The organism is Streptomyces sp. NBC_01390 (genome assembly GCF_045040105.1).
In the GTDB taxonomy this organism is placed as follows: Bacteria; Actinomycetota; Actinomycetes; order Streptomycetales; family Streptomycetaceae; genus Streptomyces.
The window spans coordinates 6394204-6415862 of record NZ_CP109551.1 but is presented as its reverse complement, the minus strand read 5'-3'; the positions used below and the strand labels follow the sequence as shown (position 1 = coordinate 6415862).

Annotated in this window: 18 protein-coding genes and 3 pseudogenes; 11 read left to right on the top strand and 10 right to left on the bottom strand. The window is 67.3% G+C overall.

Annotated features, from left to right (window positions below; genetic code table 11):
• The first annotated feature begins 35 nt into the window (after positions 1 to 35).
• Positions 36 to 518 (top strand): NUDIX domain-containing protein, encoded by a 483-nt coding sequence (locus OG241_RS28855; RefSeq protein WP_405819241.1) that lies wholly within the window; start codon positions 36 to 38, stop codon positions 516 to 518.
• A 15-nt stretch (positions 519 to 533) separates the two neighbouring features.
• On the opposite strand, the gene OG241_RS28850 is transcribed toward OG241_RS28855, so the two are convergent.
• Positions 534 to 2198 carry a globin domain-containing protein gene (locus tag OG241_RS28850; protein WP_405819239.1) on the bottom strand — a complete coding sequence of 555 codons (1665 nt, stop codon included), beginning with the start codon at positions 2196 to 2198 and terminating at the stop codon, positions 534 to 536.
• 706 nt (positions 2199 to 2904) lie between these two features.
• Here OG241_RS28850 and OG241_RS28845 point away from each other — a divergent pair.
• On the top strand, positions 2905 to 3771 hold the full coding sequence (locus OG241_RS28845) for a GNAT family N-acetyltransferase (protein WP_405819237.1): 867 nt from the start codon (positions 2905 to 2907) through the stop codon (positions 3769 to 3771).
• Between the two features lie 23 nt (positions 3772 to 3794).
• Here OG241_RS28845 and OG241_RS28840 read toward each other — a convergent pair.
• Positions 3795 to 4364: pseudogene (locus OG241_RS28840) on the bottom strand (MFS transporter); the annotation flags it as partial.
• A gap of 1 nt (position 4365) precedes the next feature.
• Here OG241_RS28840 and OG241_RS28835 point away from each other — a divergent pair.
• The 3 genes and pseudogenes from OG241_RS28835 to OG241_RS28825 form a co-directional block, all read left to right on the top strand.
• Positions 4366 to 4584 (top strand): annotated as a pseudogene (locus OG241_RS28835) (MarR family transcriptional regulator); the annotation flags it as partial.
• 140 nt (positions 4585 to 4724) lie between these two features.
• Positions 4725 to 4832, top strand: a pseudogene (locus OG241_RS28830) (MarR family transcriptional regulator); the annotation flags it as partial.
• A 9-nt stretch (positions 4833 to 4841) separates the two neighbouring features.
• Positions 4842 to 5294 carry a GNAT family N-acetyltransferase gene (locus OG241_RS28825; protein ID WP_405819235.1) on the top strand — a complete coding sequence of 151 codons (453 nt, stop codon included), beginning with the start codon at positions 4842 to 4844 and terminating at the stop codon, positions 5292 to 5294.
• Positions 5295 to 5355: 61 nt separating this feature from the next.
• Here OG241_RS28825 and OG241_RS28820 read toward each other — a convergent pair whose 3' ends face one another.
• Positions 5356 to 6741 (bottom strand): serine hydrolase domain-containing protein, encoded by a 1386-nt coding sequence (locus tag OG241_RS28820; protein WP_405819233.1) that lies wholly within the window; start codon positions 6739 to 6741, stop codon positions 5356 to 5358.
• A 65-nt stretch (positions 6742 to 6806) separates the two neighbouring features.
• The gene (gene dnaB / locus OG241_RS28815) at positions 6807 to 8282 is read right to left on the bottom strand and encodes a replicative DNA helicase (protein ID WP_319097781.1); all 1476 of its coding nucleotides are present in this window, start codon (positions 8280 to 8282) and stop codon (positions 6807 to 6809) included.
• 458 nt (positions 8283 to 8740) lie between these two features.
• Between dnaB and OG241_RS28810 the strand changes: the two genes are divergently transcribed.
• Positions 8741 to 10078, top strand: coding sequence for an MATE family efflux transporter (locus tag OG241_RS28810; RefSeq protein WP_405819231.1), 1338 nt, complete (start codon positions 8741 to 8743; stop codon positions 10076 to 10078).
• A 190-nt stretch (positions 10079 to 10268) separates the two neighbouring features.
• On the opposite strand, the gene rplI is transcribed toward OG241_RS28810, so the two are convergent.
• The 4 genes from rplI to rpsF all read right to left on the bottom strand — a co-directional run bounded on the left by rplI (position 10269) and on the right by rpsF (position 12010).
• Positions 10269 to 10715: a 50S ribosomal protein L9 gene (rplI, locus tag OG241_RS28805; protein ID WP_318322612.1), complete on the bottom strand. Its 447-nt coding sequence runs from the start codon at positions 10713 to 10715 to the stop codon at positions 10269 to 10271.
• A gap of 18 nt (positions 10716 to 10733) precedes the next feature.
• Positions 10734 to 10970, bottom strand: a complete 237-nt coding sequence (gene rpsR, locus OG241_RS28800) for a 30S ribosomal protein S18 (protein WP_006381652.1) — start codon at positions 10968 to 10970, stop codon at positions 10734 to 10736.
• Positions 10971 to 11030: 60 nt separating this feature from the next.
• Positions 11031 to 11639: a single-stranded DNA-binding protein gene (locus tag OG241_RS28795; protein WP_405819229.1), complete on the bottom strand. Its 609-nt coding sequence runs from the start codon at positions 11637 to 11639 to the stop codon at positions 11031 to 11033.
• Positions 11640 to 11719: 80 nt separating this feature from the next.
• Positions 11720 to 12010, bottom strand: a complete 291-nt coding sequence (gene rpsF / locus OG241_RS28790) for a 30S ribosomal protein S6 (protein ID WP_006381649.1) — start codon at positions 12008 to 12010, stop codon at positions 11720 to 11722.
• Between the two features lie 262 nt (positions 12011 to 12272).
• Here rpsF and OG241_RS28785 point away from each other — a divergent pair, with 262 nt between their 5' ends.
• The 3 genes from OG241_RS28785 (at position 12273) to OG241_RS28775 (ending at position 14958) form a co-directional block, all read left to right on the top strand.
• Positions 12273 to 12587, top strand: a complete 315-nt coding sequence (locus tag OG241_RS28785; RefSeq protein ID WP_105970260.1) for a hypothetical protein — start codon at positions 12273 to 12275, stop codon at positions 12585 to 12587.
• 151 nt (positions 12588 to 12738) lie between these two features.
• A complete protein-coding gene (gene femX / locus OG241_RS28780; protein ID WP_319097776.1) occupies positions 12739 to 13860 on the top strand; it encodes a peptidoglycan bridge formation glycyltransferase FemX in 1122 nt (373 codons plus the stop codon).
• Positions 13861 to 13926: 66 nt separating this feature from the next.
• Entirely contained in the window at positions 13927 to 14958 is a 1032-nt protein-coding gene (locus OG241_RS28775; RefSeq protein ID WP_405819226.1) for an alanine racemase, read from the top strand.
• 91 nt (positions 14959 to 15049) lie between these two features.
• Here the strand turns inward: OG241_RS28775 and OG241_RS28770 are convergent, their stop codons facing one another.
• Together OG241_RS28770 and OG241_RS28765 are read right to left on the bottom strand one after the other, a co-directional pair.
• Positions 15050 to 16558, bottom strand: coding sequence for a glycosyltransferase family 87 protein (locus OG241_RS28770; RefSeq protein WP_405819224.1), 1509 nt, complete (start codon positions 16556 to 16558; stop codon positions 15050 to 15052).
• Between the two features lie 150 nt (positions 16559 to 16708).
• A complete protein-coding gene (locus OG241_RS28765) occupies positions 16709 to 19441 on the bottom strand; it encodes a transglycosylase domain-containing protein (RefSeq protein WP_405819222.1) in 2733 nt (910 codons plus the stop codon).
• Positions 19442 to 19825: 384 nt separating this feature from the next.
• Here OG241_RS28765 and OG241_RS28760 point away from each other — a divergent pair, with 384 nt between their 5' ends.
• The gene (locus OG241_RS28760) at positions 19826 to 20512 is read left to right on the top strand and encodes a PadR family transcriptional regulator (protein WP_405819220.1); all 687 of its coding nucleotides are present in this window, start codon (positions 19826 to 19828) and stop codon (positions 20510 to 20512) included.
• A 42-nt stretch (positions 20513 to 20554) separates the two neighbouring features.
• Positions 20555 to 21637 (top strand): inositol-3-phosphate synthase, encoded by a 1083-nt coding sequence (locus OG241_RS28755; protein WP_405819218.1) that lies wholly within the window; start codon positions 20555 to 20557, stop codon positions 21635 to 21637.
• The last annotated feature ends 22 nt before the right edge of the window (positions 21638 to 21659 follow it).

Here is a 21659-nt window from a genome sequence, read left to right as displayed (position 1 = left end):
GTTTCACGTGGAACCAGCCGGGCCACATTTCTCCCATGACCGTCCGACCCGTGGTCAAGCGCACCGCACGCGCCATCCTGCTCGATGGCGACGACCTGATCCTGATCAAGCGGACCAAGCCAGGCGTCGATCCCTACTGGCTCACTCCGGGCGGCGGGGTGGAAGCGGACGACACCACCGTCGTCGAAGCCCTCCACCGTGAAGTCCACGAAGAGCTGGGGGCCAAGATCACTGACGTGGTGCCCTGTTTTGTGGACACCGTCGAGCACATCGGTGCGGACGGCGGCGCCACAGGCGTGAAGGTGCAGCACTTCTTCGTGTGCCGACTGGAAGCCATGAACCCCTCGCTGCGACACGGCCCCGAAGTCGACGAGCCCTGCGGCGAGTACGAGATCGTCCGTATCCCCTTCACCCGGGTCGGCATCGCCTCCGTTCATCTCGTGCCGCTCTCGCTGCGCCACTATCTGGACGGCAACATCGAGGGCGTACGGGCGATGCACGCGCCTGACCTGGGCTGACAGTACGGGGGCTCGTCAGTTTCCGGTGACCACGAGTTCCTCCACCGCGTCATGGCGGATCCGCTCCACAGGGATGCCGGCGCGCCGCAGCGCGACCACACCATTGCGGATCATCCCGGGCGGGCCCGACAGATAGGCGTCGTACTCGTACCAGGGTCCGTACTCCCGTACGGCGTCGGGCAGCTGCAGATGCGCCTGCTGGTCTATGACGGCGTGCACCGCGAGCCAGGGGTGACTCTGCTGGAGCCGCAGCATGGTGTCGATGTCGTACAGGTCGAGATCGGTACGGGCGCCGTAGAACACCTCGACCCGCCGTCGGTCACCGTGCTCGGCGACGTCCTCGACGAGTGCCTTGATGGGCGCGATGCCGGTGCCGCCGCCCAGACAGAGCAGGCCGCTGTTGGTGGTGTGGTCGACGGTCATCGTTCCGACTGCCGGGCCGAGCCGGACGATGTCGCCGGGTCGGGCACGGTGCACCAGCGCGTTGGAGACCCAGCCCGCGGGCACCGCCTTCACGTGGAAGGACAGCAGACCGTCGGAACGGGGCGCCGAGGCAAAGGAGTAGTGCCGCCAGATGCGCGGCCACCACGGCGTCTCCAGGCTCGTGTACTGGCCCGCGAGGAACGGATACGGCTGGTCGGGCCGGACGGTGATGACGGCGACCTCCGGCGTCCTGAGGTCGTGGGAGACCACCTCCCCGTACCACCAGGCCGGAGCGCGCAGTTCGTCGACAGCCGCCGCGTCGATCATCACCTGCGACATCGTCGTGTACGCCCGCACCCACGCTGCCTCGGTCTCCTGGTCCCAGATCGCGGCTGCGTACCGGCTCAGTGAGCCGATGAGGCACTCCCCGACGGCCGGGTAGTGCTCGGGCCGGGTGCCGTACTTGCGGTGGCCACGGCCGAGGTTCTTCAGATACGCGACGAGGACCTCGGTGTTGTCGATGTGCTCGGCGGCGGTGAGCAGTGCCTTGAGGAGCCGGTCCCGCTGGGTGTCCATCGCGGCCGGGAAAAGTGAACGCAGTTCGGGGTGACGGACGAACAGCAGCGCGTAGAAGTACGAAGTGGCCTTGTCGGCGACAGGGCCGACCGCGTCCATGGTCCGCCGGATGAGCACTGCGTCCGGGGACGCCTGTTCGCGAGGCTCAGCGGACACCGCGGGCCCTTGTACGGGCGCGTACGGGTCGGAGGACGGAGCCGGGGCCGGGGCCGGCACCGGGCGTTGGGGCGCTGCGGGGAGAGCGGATTCGGGTGCGTCGGTGGACGTGTCGGTATCCGGCGGCTCGGGTACGAAGGGCGGGAGTACCGGCGTCCCTCCGGCCGAAGGCGCGGGCGTGAAGGGCGCGGGAAGAGGTGACGCGGGTGCGGGGGGCAGGGGAGGGAAGGGCGCGGGAGGCGGAGGTGTCGCCGGACGCTGAGGGTTCGGCGGCCCAGGTATTCGCTCCTGCTCCGGCGGGAACCCGGCCTCAGCCGGGCGGGCGTCGTCGTCCGGCTGCACGCTCCTGGCGGCGCTTGTACGGGGCCTGCCCACGGGACGAAGAGCGGCCAGCCGACTGCCTTCCGTTGTCTCCTGTTCGCCGCCCGGGGGCGCCTCCGGCTGCGTGTGGGGCTTGAACCAGCCGCCCCCGCCGCTGCCGCCGGAAGTGCCGTTGTCGGCCGACGTGGTGGTCGGAGCGTCCATGGTCTGCCTCGCCTCGAACATCTTTCGGTCGGTCTGCGCACTTCCTCGGTCGGAATGTGCTCGCGTTCCCCCGCTGACGGCTTGCTTTCCCCGTTCGCCCCCTGTCCAATGCGGTCGCATTCAACCCGGATCACCACGTCACGCGGACAAGCAGGGCCAGGGCGTGACATTGGCCGCGGTGCTCTTCGCGCAGCGTCCCACCGTGGACGAACACCGTCACCGTGTAACCGGAAATGCGAGTCTTCGATCTCTCCGTCCCGTTAGGCTGCATTGCCCCGCTCTTACCGCGTGCACGGGATACGTCACCCCGGTGCGGACAAGAACCGGAGTCGACCATACCGGCCGTCGCCGAGCACACAAGTCCCGACCTTCTCGGCCACGAAAGAGCGAGGGGCGAACCAACAATTCCCCCAACTACCGGGCGCCGCACACCAATTCGTAGGCATCCCACAGATCCCGCCCCGCGCAGGTGTGGGTCGTGAGGTCCGCCGGACGACGATCGGCGTGGCCCCGACAAAGACCGGTACCACCCCGAAGAACGCTGCGTCGGGGTAGGCCAGGCCTGTCACCCGATGACCGATGCTCAGCGTTTCACGTGAAACATCTGTCCATACGCTGTGCGGACCGGCACGACATGGCCAAAAGAGCATGCGGGCGACCGCAAACCGGTGGACGCCGGGGGCGCCGGTCGGACAGCCTGACCTGCGTGCCGACTCCTTCTCCAGCCGATCTGCCCATCCGCCGTCTGACGCATCGCGATCTCACCGCGTGCGCCGACCTGTCCGAGGACCGGGGCTGGCCCCGAGAGGAGCACAAGTGGAGTCTCCTGCTCACGGCAGGGAAGGGCTACGGCATCGACGACCCCGGCGGCGGACTGGTCGCCGCGTGCGTCGTCACTGAGTACGGACTGTACGGAGAGCCCGAGTTGGGAGCCATCGGCATGATGCTGGTCGCCGAGCGGTATGCCCGCCAAGGCATCGGGCGGCGGCTGATGCGGTACGTCATCGCTGCGATGGGCACCACACCACTGACACTGCACGCGACCCCGAACGGTCGCCCGCTCTACGAAGAACTCGGCTTCAAGGTCACCGGCCGGGCCGAGATGGTCCGCGGCCGCTTCACGCCAAACGGTCCGGAGCCGGCGAGCGGCACGCGCCCGGCCACGGCCGAGGACCTCGTCGGCATCATCCGGCTCGACGAAGAGGTGTTCGGCACCGACCGCACACACATGATCACTCGGCTGCCCGCCTTCTCCGACCAGTTGCGCGTCGCGGAGGAGAACGGCCGGATCATCGGTTACGCGGCAGCCTGGCCCAACATGGACACCCATGTGGTCGGTCCTCTGATCGCCCGCGACACGGAGACGGCGAAGGCACTCCTCGCCTCGCTCGCCGCCCTTACCGACCGTCCGCTGCGTACGGACATCGACCTGCGGCACGAGGAACTGCTGGCATGGGTGAAGGAGCGCGGGCTGGCTCCGGTGGGGCTCAACGCGGTGATGACGTACGGGATCCTCGAACTGCCCGGTGACTGGACGCGGCGGTTCGCCCCTCTCACGGTGGCCGCAGGCTGAGTGCCTGCTCTGTCCGGCCCTGGTCACCGGCGCAGTGCCGCCTGCTGGCTGGCAGGTGCTCCGCCGGTGGCGACTGAACCCGATGCGCTCGCGCGGCGCTCCAGTGCAGCCGACAGAAAGGCGAGGAGCAGGGCACCCGCGGCGAGGGCGGCGCCCACCCAGTTCGGGGCGGTGCAGCCGCGGCCCACCGCGATCACCATGCCTCCGAGCCAGGCGGCGAGTGCGTTGCCAAGGTTGAAGGCACCGATGTTGGCGGCCGAGGCCGGCGTCGGAGCACCGTGCGCCTGGTCGAGGACCCGCTTCTGCAACGGCGGAACGGTCGCGAAGCCCAGGGCACCGATCAGGGTGATCGTGACAGCCGCGAGGACCTTGTAGTGGGCGGTGACCGTGAAGAGGGCCAGTACGACGGCCTGGGCGCCCAGGGCGCCCAGGGAGACGTACAGCAGGGGCATCAGTGCGTGGTCCACGTACCTGCCGCCGACCAGGTGGCCTCCGACCATGCCGAGGCCGAACAGGACCAGCAGCCAGGTGACGGAGCCGTCCGCGAAACCGGCGACGTGAGTCATCGTCGGAGCGATGTAGGTGATGGCGGCGTCGCTGCTGGATGTCCTCAGCCGACAGCACGACGGCGTGAGCGGCCATCTCCAGATGAAGGCGGTCGCCGACGCGGTCGTCCTCAGCGAGAGCGCCACGACGCGGCTGGTCACGAGACTCGAGGACCGCGGGCTGATTGCGCGATACCTGTGCCCCACCGACCGCCGAGGGTTCCGCACCGACGTCAGCGAGGCAGGGCTCACGCTCCTCGCCGAGGCACCCCCCCCATTACCGTCTTCGTAGCCCCGCAACGGGGTTACCGGCCTTCGGAGTTGGCATGACTACCTCCCCTTGTCGAGTGCATGGCCTGGGGGGTGGTGTCACCAGCTCCGGAGGCACTGACAGACCACTGATTAGGGGCACCCCCCAATGACAGCGCCCTTCGCGAGGCACTCGACGAAGCGGCCGTGGACCCACAACTGGCTCCGCTGGTCCGGGTCGTGGAGTCGATGAACCTGCCCGCATAGGCTGCGGACATGGGAGATCTTGAAATACGGCCCGCGACGGCGGAGGACGTTCCCGCGATCGTCGGCATGCTGGCAGACGACCCGCTGGGCGCAGAGCGCGAGTCACCGGACGACCCCACCCCGTACCTGATCGCACTGGACCGGCTGACCGCCGACCCGAACCAGCACCTGATCGTCGCGGCCCGCGAGGCTCGCGTGGTCGGCACCCTCCAGCTCACGATCGTTCCCGGGCTGTCTCGCAGGGGCGCGACCCGGGCGATCATCGAGGGCGTGCGTGTCCACACCACCGAACGCGGCAGCGGTCTGGGCACGCAGCTCATCGAGTGGGCGATCGAGAAGGCACGCCAGGAGAACTGCCAGTTGGTCCAACTGACCTCGGACGTCACGCGCACCGACGCCCACCGTTTCTACGAACGGCTCGGCTTCACGCCTTCACACGTGGGCTTCAAGCTCCAGCTCTGAAAACAACACCGGAGAAGCGTCATGTTTCACGTGAAACATGATGCTTCTTCGCAGTCGGCGCCTACTTGATGCCGCGCCACCCTTCCGGATCCACGCCACCCGGCACAGAGGCCCCCTCCTCGTACGGCTGACGCACGAAGACGAACGATCCGAGGTCCAGGTGGTCCACATCCCCGTTCGGCCGTCGTACAGCCCGCAGAAGCTCACCGGCGAAGTACCCGTCGAGGCCCGTCCAGGTGCCGTCGCCGTTCGCCCGGAACCGCGAGCGGCGGCCGAGGCCGGCCAACGGCCCCAGCGAGACGCCCCCGTCGAGCGAGAGCCGCAGGGCATAGGGGGCGGTCCCCCAGTACCACTGGCCCGTCAGCTCCAGCACAGCCCTGTCGACCTCGGGCAACGGGCGCCAGGGATCGGGAATCCGCGGCTCGGCCTCCGCGACGATCTTCACGAGGTCCCCGGCGACCACGGACACCGGCGGGCCGGAGGTGCAGTTGGCCAGAACGACAGCCGCGAGGTCGTCCGCCACGTCGATGGTGAGGCTCGCCAGGAAACCGGGGAGTGAGCCTCCGTGCCCCACCAGAAGTCGGCCCTCCCGGTACTGGATCTGCATACCGAGGCCGTACGCCGAGCCCGCAGCCACATCCTCCGGCTCGGCGGGAGCGGCCGGCGTACGCATCTCCGCGACGGACGCGGCACTCAGTACCTGGTCGTCCCCCTTGGCCAGGAAGGCGGCGAAGCGCGCCAAGTCCCCTGCCGTGGACCAGAGCTGACCGGCAGGCGCCATCCGTCCGAGGTCCTCCGTCGGTTCCGGCAGCAGCACATCGGCCCAGGGATGCACCGCCCAGCCACCCGCGTGCGGCGCCTGCGGCTGCCCGCTGGTCCGTTCCAGCCCCAGGGGGTCGAGCACCTCACGCCGCAGCACGTCCTCCCACGGAGCACCGCGCAACTCCTCGACCAGCGCGCCCAGAAGGCTGTAGCCCGGGTTCGAGTAGTGGTGACGTCGACCCACGGGATGCAGCAACGGCCGCTCGCCGAGGACGTCGGCCAGCTCGGGGCGCAGTGATCCAGGTGTCCGCTCCCACCAGGGCGCGGGTGACTCGGCCGCCAACCCACCGGTGTGCGCGAGCAGTTCGGCGATGGTGGCCTCCCCCGCACCGGTGCCCGGCAGGTGCTTCTCCAGCGGATCGACGAGATCGAGAAGCCCCTCGTCCCGCAGCCGCATCACCAGTACGGCGGTGAAGGTCTTGGTGATCGAACCGATCCGGTACTGCACGTTCGCGTCGGGGGCGTGGCCGTCCACCGAACTGCGCGCCCCTGTCCACACTGTCTCCCCGCCCCGCACCACCGCCGCGACCAGCGACGGCGCCCGTCCGTCACTCTGGGCGACGGCGATCCGATGGAGCAACGCCCGTCGCGTGCCGGGAAGGAACTCGTCCTGAGGTGTTGTCATGGAGCAAGTTCAGCGGTGGAGCCGCCTCGCGTCGAGCGCATTTCCCCCTCGCCACGAGCACCGGCTCACGTCTGGGCCATGTCCACGAACCGGGAGTAGTGCCCCTGGAAGGCGACTGTGATCGTCGCCGTCGGGCCGTTTCGGTGCTTGCCGACGATGATGTCCGCCTCGCCGGCGCGCGGTGACTCCTTCTCGTACGCGTCCTCGCGGTGCAGCAGGATCACCATGTCCGCGTCCTGCTCGATCGAGCCGGACTCACGCAGGTCGGAGACCATGGGCTTCTTGTCCGTGCGCTGCTCAGGACCACGGTTCAGCTGGGACAGCGCGATCACCGGCAGTTCCAGCTCCTTGGCCAGGAGCTTCAGGTTTCGTGACATGTCCGAGACCTCCTGCTGGCGGCTCTCGGACCGCTTGCCGCCGGACTGCATCAGCTGGAGGTAGTCGATGACCACCAGTTTCAGGTCCGCGCGCTGCTTGAGACGGCGACATTTGGCACGGATCTCCATCATCGACAGGTTCGGGGAGTCGTCGATGTACAGGGGCGCGGCCGAGACGTCCGGCATGCGGCGGGCGAGCCTGGTCCAGTCCTCGTCGGTCATCGTGCCGGAGCGCATGTGGTGAAGGGCCACGCGTGCCTCGGCGGACAGCAGACGCATGGCGATCTCGTTGCGGCCCATTTCGAGGGAGAAGATCACGCTGGGCATGTTGTGCTTGATCGAGCAGGCACGAGCGAAGTCCAGTGCCAGCGTCGACTTACCCATGGCGGGGCGGGCCGCGATGATGATCATCTGACCGGGGTGCAGGCCGTTGGTGAGCTGGTCGAGGTCGGTGAACCCGGTCGGCACACCGGTCATCTCCCCCGACCGTGAGCCGATCGCCTCGATTTCGTCGAGCGCGCCTTCCATGATGTCGCCGAGCGGCAGATAGTCCTCGGTGGTGCGCTGCTCGGTGACCGCGTAGATCTCGGCCTGGGCGCTGTTGACGATCTCGTCGACGTCACCGTCCGCCGCATATCCCATCTGGGTGATGCGGGTTCCGGCCTCGACCAGACGCCGCAGGACCGCGCGCTCGTGCACGATCTCCGCGTAGTACTCGGCGTTCGCCGCCGTCGGCACCGTCTGCACCAGCGCGTGCAGATAAGGAGCGCCGCCGACTTTGGTGATCTCGCCCCGTCTGGTGAGCTCGGCCGCGATCGTGATCGGGTCGGCCGGCTCGCCCTTCGCGTAGAGATCGAGGATGGCCCCGTAGATGATCTCGTGCGCAGGCCGGTAGAAGTCGTGGCCCTTGAGTACCTCGACGACGTCGGCGATCGCGTCCTTCGACAGAAGCATGCCGCCGAGTACCGACTGTTCGGCGTCCAGGTCCTGTGGCGGTACCCGCTCGAAAGACGTGCCTTCGCTTTCCCAGGCGCCGTTCTCCCGACCGCGGTCGTGCTGTTCGTCACGTCCCCGGCCCCCTTCACGGCGTTGACGGGAGGGGGGCAGACGATCACTGGGACCGCTGTCGGCCCACGGATCGTCCAAGGGCTCGGAAATACTCACCGAGCCACCTCCTCCCATCCGCAGAGCGGACCTCGCCGTGCCCTCTGTTCTACGGCACGGCACTGACAAATAAGAGGCCCAACTCCGGTTCCGGCGCGTCGGTTTTGTGACGTTTCCGAGGCTGGGAGACGGGGTGGGCTCCGGACCACCGTAGGCCCGTCTGCACCGTCAGCCAATCTGGTTATCCACAGGCCATGTGGACGACGGCCCGGATGCTGTGGAGAACTCCGCAAAACCTGTGCACGACCCGGTGGACAGCCCTGTGAACAAGCTTTCGCGGTCTCCGACGCACCGCCACTGACCAGCACGTTTTCCATCCACCGGCTGTGCAGGAGAAAAACTTTCGCCATCGGGCCAAGATCTCCACGAGCGGCACACCGCAACACACGCCTCAAGCGGTGAAGTAACAGTCTCTATCGCTTTGCATCTCTTACCTGTGGAAGACTAGATTGGTGGTCATGACACAGGCTCCCGCCGCACCAAGGGCGACCCGGCGCCGGCACGACCGTGAGATCGTCGCGCTGGCCGTCCCTGCCTTCGGCGCACTCATCGCCGAGCCCCTCTTCGTCATCGCCGACAGTGCGATCATCGGCCACCTCGGCACCGCTCAACTGGCCGGGCTCGGCATCGCCTCGGTCCTTCTCACCACAGCTGTCAGCGTCTTCGTCTTCCTCGCGTACGCCACCACGGCCTCCGTCGCCCGCCGCGTCGGCTCCGGCGATCTCCAGGCAGCCATCCGCCAGGGTGTGGACGGCATCTGGCTCGCCCTGCTGCTCGGCGCCGCGGTCATCGCCGTCGTCCTGCCCATGTCGCCCTCGCTCGTGGATCTCTTCGGCGCCTCGAAGACCGCTGCCCCGTACGCGGACACCTATCTGCGGATCTCGGCGCTCGGCATCCCTGCCATGCTCGTCGTCCTCGCCTCCACCGGCATTCTGCGTGGCCTCCAGGACACGAAAACCCCGCTGTACGTCGCCATCGCGGGCTTCGTCGCCAACGCCGCCCTGAACGCGGGGCTCGTCTACGGCGCGGACCTCGGCATCGCGGGTTCCGCCTGGGGCACTGTCATCGCCCAGTGGGGCATGGCGGCGGCGTATCTCACAGTCGTCGTGCGGGGCGCGCGGCGACACGGGGCCTCGCTACGCCCCGACGCTTCGGGGATCCGGGCCTCCGCCCAGGCGGGTGCGCCACTTCTCGTGCGCACCCTGTCCCTGCGGGCGATCCTGATGATCGCCACGGCCGTCGCCGCACGGCTCGGGGACGCGGACGTCGCCGCGCACCAGATCATCCTGTCGCTGTGGAGTCTGCTCGCCTTCGCTCTCGACGCGATCGCCATCGCTGGGCAGGCCATCATCGGGCGCTGTCTCGGCGCGAACGACACCCAGGGCGCGCGCGACGCCTGCCGCCGCATGGTCGAGTGGGGCATCGCGACCGGAGTCGTGCTCGGTCTGCTGGTAATCGTCAGCCGTCCACTGTTCCTGCCCCTGTTCACCAGCGACTCCGTGGTCAAGGACACCGCGCTGCCGGCCCTGCTCGTGGTCGCGCTGTCGCAACCGATCTGCGGGATCGTCTACGTCCTCGACGGCGTACTGATGGGCGCGGGGGACGGCCCCTACCTGGCCGGGGCGATGCTGATCACGCTGGCCGCCTTCGTACCCGCAGCCCTGCTCGTGCCGACTCTCGGCGGCGGCCTCACCACCCTTTGGGGAGCGATGACACTCATGATGACCGTCCGCATGGTGACTCTGGGGCTACGGTCCCGTTCAGGCCGTTGGATGGTCACGGGCGCCACCCGCTGACGCGAAACGAGCGCCGAGTGCACCGAAACCCAGCCCTCCGTCGGCGCCCCCTGTTTCACGTGAAACATCGACCGCATTCCTACCGTTTCACGTGAAACATCTGCGTGACCTGTTGCCCACCAACCCGCTCACGCAGGAGGGCCGCACCCCGGAGGATGCGGCCCTACAACTACTTCAACGAGCGCAGCGGTCAGGCCGCGACGACCTCGATGTTGACCTTGGCGGCAACCTCGGGGTGCAGACGCACGGACGTCTCGTGAGCGCCGAGGGTCTTGATCGGCGAACCCAGCTCGATGCGGCGCTTGTCGACCTCGGGGCCACCAGAAGCCTTGATCGCCGTGGCGATGTCGGCCGGGGTGACGGAACCGAAGAGACGACCGGCGTCGCCGGAGCGAACGGCCAGACGAACCTTGACGCCTTCGAGGCGGGCCTTGATGTCGTTGGCCTGCTCGATGGTCTGGATCTCGTGGATCTTGCGAGCGCGACGAATCTGCTCGACGTCCTTCTCGCCGCCCTTGGTCCAGCGGATCGCGAAGTTCCGCGGGATCAGGTAGTTGCGAGCGTAGCCGTCCTTGACGTCGACGACGTCGCCCGCGGTACCGAGGCCGGAGACCTCGTGGGTGAGGATGATCTTCATTAGTCGGTCACCCTTCCCTTATCGCGCGGTGGACGTGTAGGGCAGCAGCGCCATCTCACGGCTGTTCTTGACAGCCGTGGCGACGTCACGCTGGTGCTGCGTGCAGTTGCCGGTCACGCGGCGGGCACGGATCTTGCCGCGGTCGGAAATGAACTTCCGCAGCATGTTCGTGTCCTTGTAGTCCACGTACTGGACCTTGTCCTTGCAGAAAGCGCAGACCTTTTTCTTAGGCTTGCGCACAGGCGGCTTCGCCATGGTGTTTCTCTCCTGTGTGATCAAGAAGTGTGGGTACGGCCCACCCCTCGGCCCGAAGGCCTAGAAGGGGGGCTCGTCCGAGTAGCCGCCGCCACCGCCGCCGCCACTGTTGCCGCCGGAGTTTCCACCCCAGCCGCCACCGCCGCCGCCCTGGTTGCCACCGGCAGGAGCGCCGGTCGCCCAGGGGTCGTCGGCCGGAGCGCCGCCGCCCTGCGGAGCGCCGCCGGAGTTTCCACCCCAGCCACCGCCCTGCTGGCCGCCGCCACCGCCGCCCCCACCGCTGTAACCGCCCTGGCCACCTCGGCCTGCGGCCTTGGTGACCTTGGCGGTGGCGCTGCGCAGGCTGGCGCCGACCTCATCGACGTCCAGCTCGTAGACCGTGCGCTTCTCGCCCTGGGTGGTCTCATAGGACCGCTGCTTCAGCCGGCCCTGCACGATGACGCGCATGCCTCGCTGGAGCGACTCGGCCACGTTCTCCGCAGCCTGACGCCAGACCGAGCAGGTCAGGAACAGGCTCTCGCCGTCCTTCCACTCGTTCGTCTGACGGTCGAAAGTGCGGGGGGTGGACGCGACACGGAACTTCGCGACCGCCGCACCCGAGGGGGTGAAGCGCAGCTCGGGGTCGTCGACAAGATTGCCGACGACCGTGATGACGGTCTCGCCTGCCATAGGGGAACCTCTCGGCGGGTTTGCTGCTGGCTGCTTTTGGTGCTGCTACTCGAAATCCCGAGATCGACCGAGCGGGAGGCTCAGTGGGTCTCGGGGCGGAGGACCTTGGTCCGGAGGACCGACTCGTTCAGGTTCATCTGGCGGTCGAGCTCCTTGACGATCGCGGGCTCAGCCTGCAGATCGATGACCGAGTAGATGCCCTCGGGCTTCTTCTTGATCTCGTACGAGAGACGACGACGGCCCCAGGTGTCGACCTTCTCGACCTTTCCGTTGCCCTCACGGACGACGGAGAGGAAGTTCTCGATCAGAGGGGCGACAGCGCGCTCCTCCAGCTCGGGGTCGAGGATGACCATCACTTCGTAGTGACGCATGTGGAACCCACCTCCTTTGGACTCAGCGGCCACGGTCGTTCCGTGGCAGGAGGGTTGTTATGCGTACGCAACGGTATCGGCGACCACTGACAGTCGGAGGTCCTTGGAGGGATTCTCACGACGTCCTGGGCAGACACCGGTGCAGACGCTACAGACTACCCGTACTGCGCTTCCGGTTGAAATCAGGCCCCGGTGACCCGCAATCTGTACACATCGGGTGTGTATGGCGCTACAGTGCGCCGCCTTCCGCAGGAGGTGCCACATGGCACAGGCATTGCGACCCAACACCGCCGGATCCCTCTTCGCCACCGACGGCAAACCCCATCCGCTCCAGGACAGCCTGCTGGCTGTGACCCTGGTGCTCGGGGTGACGGCCTTCGTCACGGCGATGTTCCACAGTCTGCATCTGCTCAGCTCCTGGACCGGCCTGGTGGGGATCCTCACCGGCGCGTACGGACAGTTCGTCTCGGAGACGACCCGCGAACGCTTCGGACTGATCCTGGGGCTCGGTGCCGCAGCGGTCGGCTTCTTCCTCGGTATGGCCCACGGCGGTCTCTTCGGCGGCGTGATCGGCTGACGCGGACCACCCCCTGGTGCCCGGGCCGAGGCAGTGCCGGGGCACCAGTGCCGTACAGCCAGACGAGGCGCTCGCAGGGCGCAGTAGGCTTCGGCGCGAGAGCCGGAGCCCCTGTACCCATGGGGACACACCAGCCCGAGGAGCGCCCGGAATGAGCCTGACCCTGAGGACGATCAGCCGAGAGCAGCATCTGGCGTACATCCAGAGCCTGCCGTCGGCGAGCCACATGCAGGTTCCTGCCTGGGCAGACGTCAAGGCGGAGTGGCGCTCCGAGAACCTCGGGTGGTTCGACGACCGGACGGGCGAGATCGTCGGCGCGGGCCTCGTCCTGTACCGCCAGCTGCCCAAGATCAAGCGCTACCTCGCTTATCTGCCCGAGGGCCCGGTCATCAACTGGTTCGCGCCGAATCTCGACGACTGGATCCAGCCGATGCTGGCGCACCTCAAGCAGCAGGGCGCCTTCTCGGTGAAGATGGGCCCGCCGGTGATCATCCGGCGCTGGGAGGCCACGTCCATCAAGGCGGGTATCCAGAGCCCTGACGTGAAGCGGCTGCGGGACATCGAGGCCGACTTCATCGAGCCGCGCGCCTTCGAGGTCGCCGACAAGCTGCGTCGCATGGGCTGGCAGCAGGGAGAGGACGGCGGGGCCGGCTTCGGCGACGTACAGCCTCGCTACGTCTACCAGGTGCCGCTCGCGAACCGCTCGTTGGAAGAGGTCCACGCGAACTTCAACCAGCTGTGGCGCCGCAACATCAAGAAGGCCGAGAAGGCCGGCGTCGAGGTCGTCCAGGGCGGCTACAACGACCTGGAGGAGTGGCAGCGGCTGTACGAGATCACAGCGGTGCGCGACCACTTCAGGCCCCGCCCGCTGTCGTACTTCCAGCGCATGTGGACGGCCCTCAACACCGAGGACCCCAACCGCATGCGGCTCTACTTCGCCCGCCACAACGGAGTGAACCTGTCGGCCGCGACGATGCTGATCGTCGGCGGGCACGTCTGGTACTCCTACGGCGCGTCGGACAACATCGGCCGTGAGGTCCGGCCCTCGAACGCCATGCAGTGGCGGATGCTGCGCGACGCCTACGCACTCGGCGCCACCGCCTACGACCTGCGCGGCATCTCCGACTCGCTGGACGAGACGGACCACCTCTTCGGTCTGATCCAGTTCAAGGTAGGTACCGGCGGGCAGGCCGCCGAGTACCTCGGTGAGTGGGACTTCCCGCTCAACAAGCTGCTCCACAAGGCACTCGACATCTACATGTCGCGCCGCTGACGTACCGGCATTCCCCGTCACACCCCTGAGGCACCACAGCCACGAGAAAGGTTCCAGGTCCCGGCCATGGCGCTCACGCTCTACGTCGACACCGCGCGCTGGCGTGCGCACCACAAGCACGTGTCCGAGCAGTTTCCGGGGCTCGTCCCGGTCTGCAAGGGGAACGGCTACGGCTTCGGGCACGAGAGGCTCGCGGAGGAGGCCACTCGGCTGGGCTCGGACATTCTGGCCGTCGGAACGACGTACGAGGCCGCGCGGACCAAGGACTGGTTCGGCGGCGACCTCCTGGTGCTGACGCCCTTCAGGCGGGGCGAGGAGCCCGTGCCGCTGCCCGACCGCGTCATCCGCTCGGTGTCGTCGGTGGACGGGGTGCACGGCCTCGTCGGCGCCCGTGTCGTCATCGAGGTCATGTCCTCCATGAAGCGTCACGGTGTGACCGAGCGGGAACTGCCCCAGCTGCACGCCGCCATAGAGGACGTACGTCTCGAAGGCTTCGCGATCCACCTGCCGCTGGACCGCACCGACGGCTCGGACGCCGTGGAGGAGATCATCGGCTGGATGGACCGGCTGCGCGCCGCCCGGCTGCCCCTCCACACCATGTTCGTCAGCCACCTCAAGGCGGACGACCTCGCGCGGCTTCAGCAGCAGTTCCCGCAGACACGTTTCCGCGCCCGCATCGGCACGCGGCTCTGGCTGGGGGATCACGAGGCCACGGAGTACCGCGGCGCGGTCCTGGACGTCACACACGTGGCCAAGGGCGACCGGTTCGGCTACCGGCAGCAGAAGGCCGCCTCGGACGGCTATCTGGTGGTCGTGGCGGGCGGTACGTCGCACGGAGTGGGCCTGGAGGCCCCCAAGGCCCTGCACGGCGTCATGCCACGTGCCAAGGGCGTCGCCCGCGCCGGCCTCGCCACGGTCAACCGGAATCTCGCCCCGTTCGTCTGGGGCGGCAAGCAGCGCTGGTTCGCCGAGCCGCCGCACATGCAGGTCTCGATCCTCTTCGTGCCGTCGGACGCACCGGAGCCGAAGGTGGGCGAGGAACTCGTGGCCCATCTGCGGCACACCACCACGCAGTTCGACCGGATCGTCGACCGCTGACCACGCTCTGAGGATTCGACTGAGGGCCGTACAGGGAGTCAGGCGGACTCCCTGTACGGCCCTCAGCGCGTCTCTCTCCAGCGGTGTTCGCTCAGAGCGAACGCTCGTCCTCGTCCCGGGCCGGCCTGCTGCCCCACTCCACCTGCGGTCCGTCGAAGTTCGTGGCGTGCTGCGGTGGATGAGCCGCGGGGCCGAGCACGAAGACGTCCTCAGCGCCGTCGAGCACGCCTCCTGAGGGATCGTCGTCACCAGCCCGGCGCACCACGTCCCGCTCCGGCATGAGGACGTCCCGGACGACCACGGCGCACAGGTACAGCGTGCCCACCAGGTGGACGCCGATGACGAACTGGTAGCCCTCGACGGGCAGGCCCTTGTGGGCGTCGCCGCTGGTCGTGTAGGCGAGGTACATCCAGATCCCCAGGAAGTACGCGACCTCGCACGCCTGCCAGATCAGGAAGTCCCGCCATTTCGGGCGGGCCAGCACGGCGAGGGGGACCAGCCACAGGACGTACTGGGGTGAGTAGACCTTGTTGGTGAGGATGAAGGCCGCGACGATCAGAAAGGCCAGCTGGGCGAAGCGCGGACGGCGCGGTGCGGTCAGAGTGAGCGCCGCGATGCCCACGGCCGAGGCCAGCATCAGGAGCGTCGCGAAGGTGTTGACGGTGTCGGTGGTGAGCGGGTTGTCCGAGCGCTGGGAGAGGATCAGCCAGAAGGATCCGAAGTCGACGCCCCGCTCCTGGCTGAACGTGTAGAACTTCGACCAGCCGTCGAAGGCGAAGAGCATCACCGGAAGATTCACGGCGGCCCAGGCCAGGACAGCGCCCCCCAGAGCCGTCCCGAACTGTCGCCACTTGCCGGCGCGCCAGCACAGCACGAACAGGGGGCCCAGCAGCAGCACGGGATAGAGCTTGGCGGCCGTGGCGAGGCCCAGGAGAACCCCGAAGGCAAGCGACCGGCCCCGGGACCACATCAGCATCGCCGCGGCTGTCAGAGCGACCGCCAGCAGGTCCCAGTTGATGGTGGCGGTGAGCGCCGCGGCAGGCGCCAGGGCGACCAGCAGACCGTCCCAGGGGCGCCGCGCGTGCGTACGTGACACGCATACGACGATGATCGCCGCGCACACCATCAGCATTCCGGCGTTGACGAACCAGTACCACTGCTCCTGGTGCTGGATGGTTCCGCTGCTGGGCGTGAGCCAGGCGGCCACCTCCATGAACACGCCGGTCAGCACCGGGTATTCGAGGTACTGCATGTCGCCGTCGAACTTGTCGAAGTACGGCACCAGTCCGTCGGCGAATCCGCGGCCCTGGTAGAGATGCGGAATGTCGGAGTAGCAGGCGTGCGTGTACTGCGAGCTGGCCCCGAAGAACCAGCCGCCGTTGTAGCAGGGCGCCTTCTGGACCAGGCCGAGGGCGAACATGCCGATCGCCACGAGCGCGACCACCCGTACCGGGGTCCACCAGGACGTCCCCAGCAGGGCACGCCGTCCGATGGGGCCGCCGATCAGCTCACTGCCGGCCACGGCGATCTCGTCGTCCCTGGTCGGCCGTACCGGATCCGGCTCGCGCACGCTCGCTTGCGTCGTCTCTGCACTGGACATGGGCCACATCCTGCCGTACGCGCCTAGGAATACGCCGAGGGCCGCCGCACCTGGTCGGTGCGACGGCCCAATGTTTCACGTGAAACAGCGTGAATCGGATCGGTGTTTCACGTGAAACACCCGCGTCGGGCGCTGCCCGGGCCCGTCCGGTCAGCCGAAGATGCCTCCGTTGTTGCCGCCGTTGCCGTTCGCGTTGCCGTTGCTTTGTCCGTCGCTCTCCGTTGGTGACGGACTGGATGTCACTCCGCCGTCGGTAGAGCCTTGATCCGTGCCTCCGTTGCCGGTCCCCCCGGTGTCCGAACACGTGGGATCGAAGGGGTTGCAGGATTCGCTCGGTGAGGGCGAGGGCGAGGGCTCGACCTCTTCGTCGGAGGGCGTCGGGCTCGGCGTCGGAGTCGCTTCCTCCGACTCGGTGACAGAGGGAGTCGGACTCGGCAGCGGGTCCTCGTCGACGACCTCGCCATAGGGCTCGGGAGTCGGGAAGTTCACCACCGGAGCGCCCTTGAGCGCCTGCTCCATGTAGTCGTGCCAGATCTCGGCCGGGAACGAGGCGCCGTGGATCTTCTCCTGGCCACCCGTGCCGTACATCTCCAGGAACTGGCGGTTCTTCTGGGTCTCGTCGTCGTTCATCCGGAACATGCTGATCGCGGTGGACAGCTGCGGGGTGTACCCGATGAACCAGGCCGACTTGTTCCCGTCGGTGGTACCGGTCTTACCGGCCACCTCCCGGCCGGGCAGCTGGGCCGCCGTACCCGTTCCGTCGTCGACCACGGTCTTGAGGACGTCGGTGACGTTGTCGGCGACCTGCTCGGTGAACATCTGCTTGGGCTTGGCGATCTTCTCGTGATCGAAGACGACACCGTCCTTGCTGCTGACCTTCTCGACCGAATACGGGTTGTTCTGCTTGCCACTGGCCGCGAAGGTCGCGTACGCACCGGCCATGCGGATCGCGCTGGGGTCGGACGTACCGATCGAGAACGACGGGAATTCGGCACTGGCCAGACTGCTGTCGAGGATGCCCGCGTCGGTCGCGGACTCCCGGACCTTGTCCAGACCGACATCCATACCGAGCTGGACGTAGGCGGAGTTGGACGAGACCCTCATGGCCTCACGCAGGTCGATTCGGAAACTGGGCGCGTTGTACGACTCGTCGCCGTCGTTGCGCTGCAGCCACTCCTTGTCGTCCTTGTCCTTCCAGATCGTGTTGTCGTAGTTCTCGATCTTCAGCTTGTTCTTGCCGCTGTAGATGCTGTCCGGGGAGACCTGGGTCCGCTCGTCCTGGGCCTGCTCCGCCCCCAGGTCCGGATCCCGTACGCCCCACTTCATCGCGGCGGCGAGTACGAACGCCTTGAACGTCGAACCCACCTGGGCACCCGTCGTGTCGGCGTTGTTGGTGAAGTGCTTGGTCGCGTCCTCACCACCGTAGGTGGCCTTGATCGCGCCTGTCGCCGGGTCCACGGAAGCTCCGCCGAACTGGACGTACCTGTCGGTCTTCGGCCGCTCGCCGGGCTTGATGTTCGCCTTCTCGACGTTCTTGACCGCCTTCTCCAACGCCTGGACCTTCTTCTTGTCGAAGGTCGTGTAGATCGAGTAGCCGCCCTGCTGCAGTTGGTCGGCGGTGATCCCGGTCTTGTCGGTGTTGTTGATGAGGTAGCCCTTGGCGAGGTCGACGAGGTAACCGACCTGACCGCTCAGCGCGGTGTTGGAACGCGGGTTCTGGATCTTCGGGAAGGTCGTGATCTGGGCGCGGTCGGCCGCGGTCATGCGCCCGTCCTTGACCTCCTCGTCGAGGATCCACTTCCACCGATACTCGGCCCGCTTGCGGTTCTTGTCAGGGGTGGCGTTCACGGAGTCGACAGCCACGTTGCCGGCCGGGTCGTAGTACGTGGCGCCCTTCAGTACGGCAGCCAGGAAGGCGCACTCGCTCGGGTTCAGGTCCTTGGCGTCCTTGTTGAAGTACGCGCGAGCGGCCGCCTGCATTCCGTAGGAGTCGCGACCGTAGTAGGCGGTGTTCAGGTAGCCGGCCATGATCTCCTTCTTGTCGACGTTGGTGCCGACCTTGATGGAGATGAACAGCTCCTTGAACTTCCGCGTGAGCGTTTGCGACTGGTCGTTCAGGCGGGCGTTCTTCACGTACTGCTGGGTGATCGTCGAACCACCCTGTGTCTGACCGCCCTTGGCCATGTTGAACAGGGCTCGGGCGATACCCATCGGGTCGACACCGCTGTCGGTCTCGAACGTCTTGTTCTCGGCCGACATCACGGCGTACCGCATCGACGCGGGGATCTGCTCGTACCCGATGATCTGGCGGTTCGTCTCACCACCGGTCGCCACCATCTGGCTGCCGTCGGCCCAGTAGTAGACGTTGTTCTGAGCAGTGGCGGTATTCGCGACCTGCGGCACGCCCACCAAGGCGTAGCCGATGCCGGCCACCGCCACCAGGCTGCCGACGAAGCCGATGAAGAGTCCCGTCACCTGCCGCCACGAGGGCATCCAGCGCGCCGCGCCGTACTTGCCCGCGCGCGGATAGTCGATGAAGCGCTTCTTGGGCGGGGGACCGGCCGCTCTGCCTCTGCCACGCCCGGGTCCGTTCGGGCCGCTGGGACCGCCGCGGCGTCCGCCGCCCTCGGCTCCTCTACGACGTCCACCAGAACTTCTCTGGGCGGCGCGCCGGGAATCGGCGCGGCCTTGCGACTGGCTCTCCTCGCCTTCCGCTCCGTAGGGGCCCAACCCGTAGGAACCCGACCCGTAGGAATCGGAGGAAGACTCGGTTGCGCCTCGCGGTGCCGCACGGCGGCCGGAGGACGAGCCGGACTGGCCGCGTCGGGCCGCGGCACGTCCGCCTCCCTGCGGCTGCGGCGGTTTGCGACGGTGCTCGCTCATCGAACGATTACTCCTTGGGCAGGCGCACCCGTGCGCGCCTGGAAGCGGCGGCTGGTTTCCGGTCCCCCCAAAGTACGGATGCGGCCGTGTTCGCATTCACCCGTACCGCACCGAGCACGACGACGTCCCCAAACGTCACTTGGTTCCCGGTGGATTGCATGGCCCACAGACTACGCACCGTCAAAACCTCCCCAGCCCCGAAGTTCACCCCAAATCAGGCAACTTGGTTCCGACGAATCGGTGATGTGATCCCGTTCACGACTTCCCCCCTTGTCCCATCCGCAGGGTCGTTCTATCGTCTAGATGTATCGAGTCGATACATCAGCTCGGCATAAACAGTGCTCAAGACCGTCACGGTCGGACCGTGGGAGAGGGGAGGCGACGATGAGCCGACGTTCCGGGATCCTCGAGTTCGCCATCCTCGGCCTGCTCCGCGAGTCCCCCATGCACGGCTATGAGCTGCGGAAACGACTCAATACATCACTGGGTGTGTTCCGTGCCTTCAGCTACGGCACGCTGTATCCGTGCCTCAAGACGCTGGTCGTGAGCGGCTGGTTGATCGAGGAGTCGGGGGGCGCGTCCGAGGACGCCCTCGCCGCCCCGCTCACAGGACGCCGCGCCAAGATCGTCTACAGGTTGACGGCGGAAGGTAAGGAGCACTTCGAGGAGCTGCTCTCGCAGACCGGCCCGGACGCGTACGAGGACGAGCACTTCGCCGCTCGTTTCGCCTTCTTCGGGCAGACGTCCCGCGATGTACGCATGCGTGTACTTGAGGGGCGTCGCAGCCGACTGGAGGAGCGTCTGGAGAAGATGAGTTCCTCCCTGGCGCGTACACGGGAGCGCCTCGACGACTACACCCTTGAGCTCCAGCGCCACGGAATGGAGTCCGTGGAGCGCGAAGTGCGCTGGCTGAACGAGCTCATCGAGAGCGAGCGGGCCGGGCGGGACCTCAAAGGTGCCGACTCCGGGAAAACCGACTCGCAGGACACCACATCTGGAGCGCCGGGCGGCCTGCCCCGGTCCCGGGAGGACGACTCCCGGACCGGTCCGTCCGACGACACCGCCACGTGAGGGCCGCTCAGGTCCTCACTCGTACACACAGGGAGCAACCGAATGGGTTCCATTCGCGTAGCCGTCGTCGGCGTGGGCAACTGCGCCGCGTCGTTGGTACAGGGAGTCGAGTACTACAAGGACGCCGATCCGGCGGCGAAGGTCCCCGGCCTGATGCATGTCACGTTCGGTGACTACCACGTCAAGGACATCGAGTTCGTCGCCGCGTTCGACGTGGACGCCAAGAAGGTCGGCCTCGACCTGGCGGACGCCATCGGCGCCTCCGAGAACAACACGATCAAGATCTGCGACGTGCCGAACACCGGTGTGAAGGTCCGGCGTGGCCACACCCTCGATGGTCTCGGCAAGTACTACCGCGAGACCATCGAGGAGTCCGAGGCCGAGCCGGTCGACGTCGTCAAGATCCTCAAGAAGAAGCAGGTCGACGTCCTCGTCTGCTACCTGCCCGTCGGTTCCGAGGCCGCGGCGAAGTTCTACGCCCAGTGCGCCATCGACGCCAAGGTCGCTTTCGTCAACGCCCTCCCCGTCTTCATCGCCGGCACCAAGGAGTGGGCGGACAAGTTCACCGAGGCGGGCGTCCCGATCGTCGGCGACGACATCAAGTCGCAGGTCGGCGCCACGATCACGCACCGCGTGATGGCAAAGCTGTTCGAGGACCGGGGTGTGGTCCTGGACCGCACGATGCAGCTGAACGTGGGCGGCAACATGGACTTCAAGAACATGCTCGAGCGTGACCGCCTGGAGTCCAAGAAGATCTCCAAGACGCAGGCCGTCACCTCCCAGATCCGGGACCGCGAACTGGGCGCCGACAACGTCCACATCGGCCCGTCCGACTACGTGGCCTGGCTCGACGACCGCAAGTGGGCGTATGTCCGCCTGGAGGGCCGTGCGTTCGGCGACGTCCCGCTGAACCTGGAGTACAAGCTGGAGGTCTGGGACTCCCCGAACTCCGCCGGTGTCATCATCGACGCCGTACGTGCCGCGAAGATCGCCAAGGACCGCGGCATCGGCGGCCCGATCCTCTCCGCGTCGAGCTACTTCATGAAGTCCCCGCCGGTCCAGTACTTCGATGACGAGGCACGGGAGAACGTCGAGAAGTTCATCAAGGGAGAAGTCGAGCGCTGAGAGGAGTCCAGCGCCGACCAAG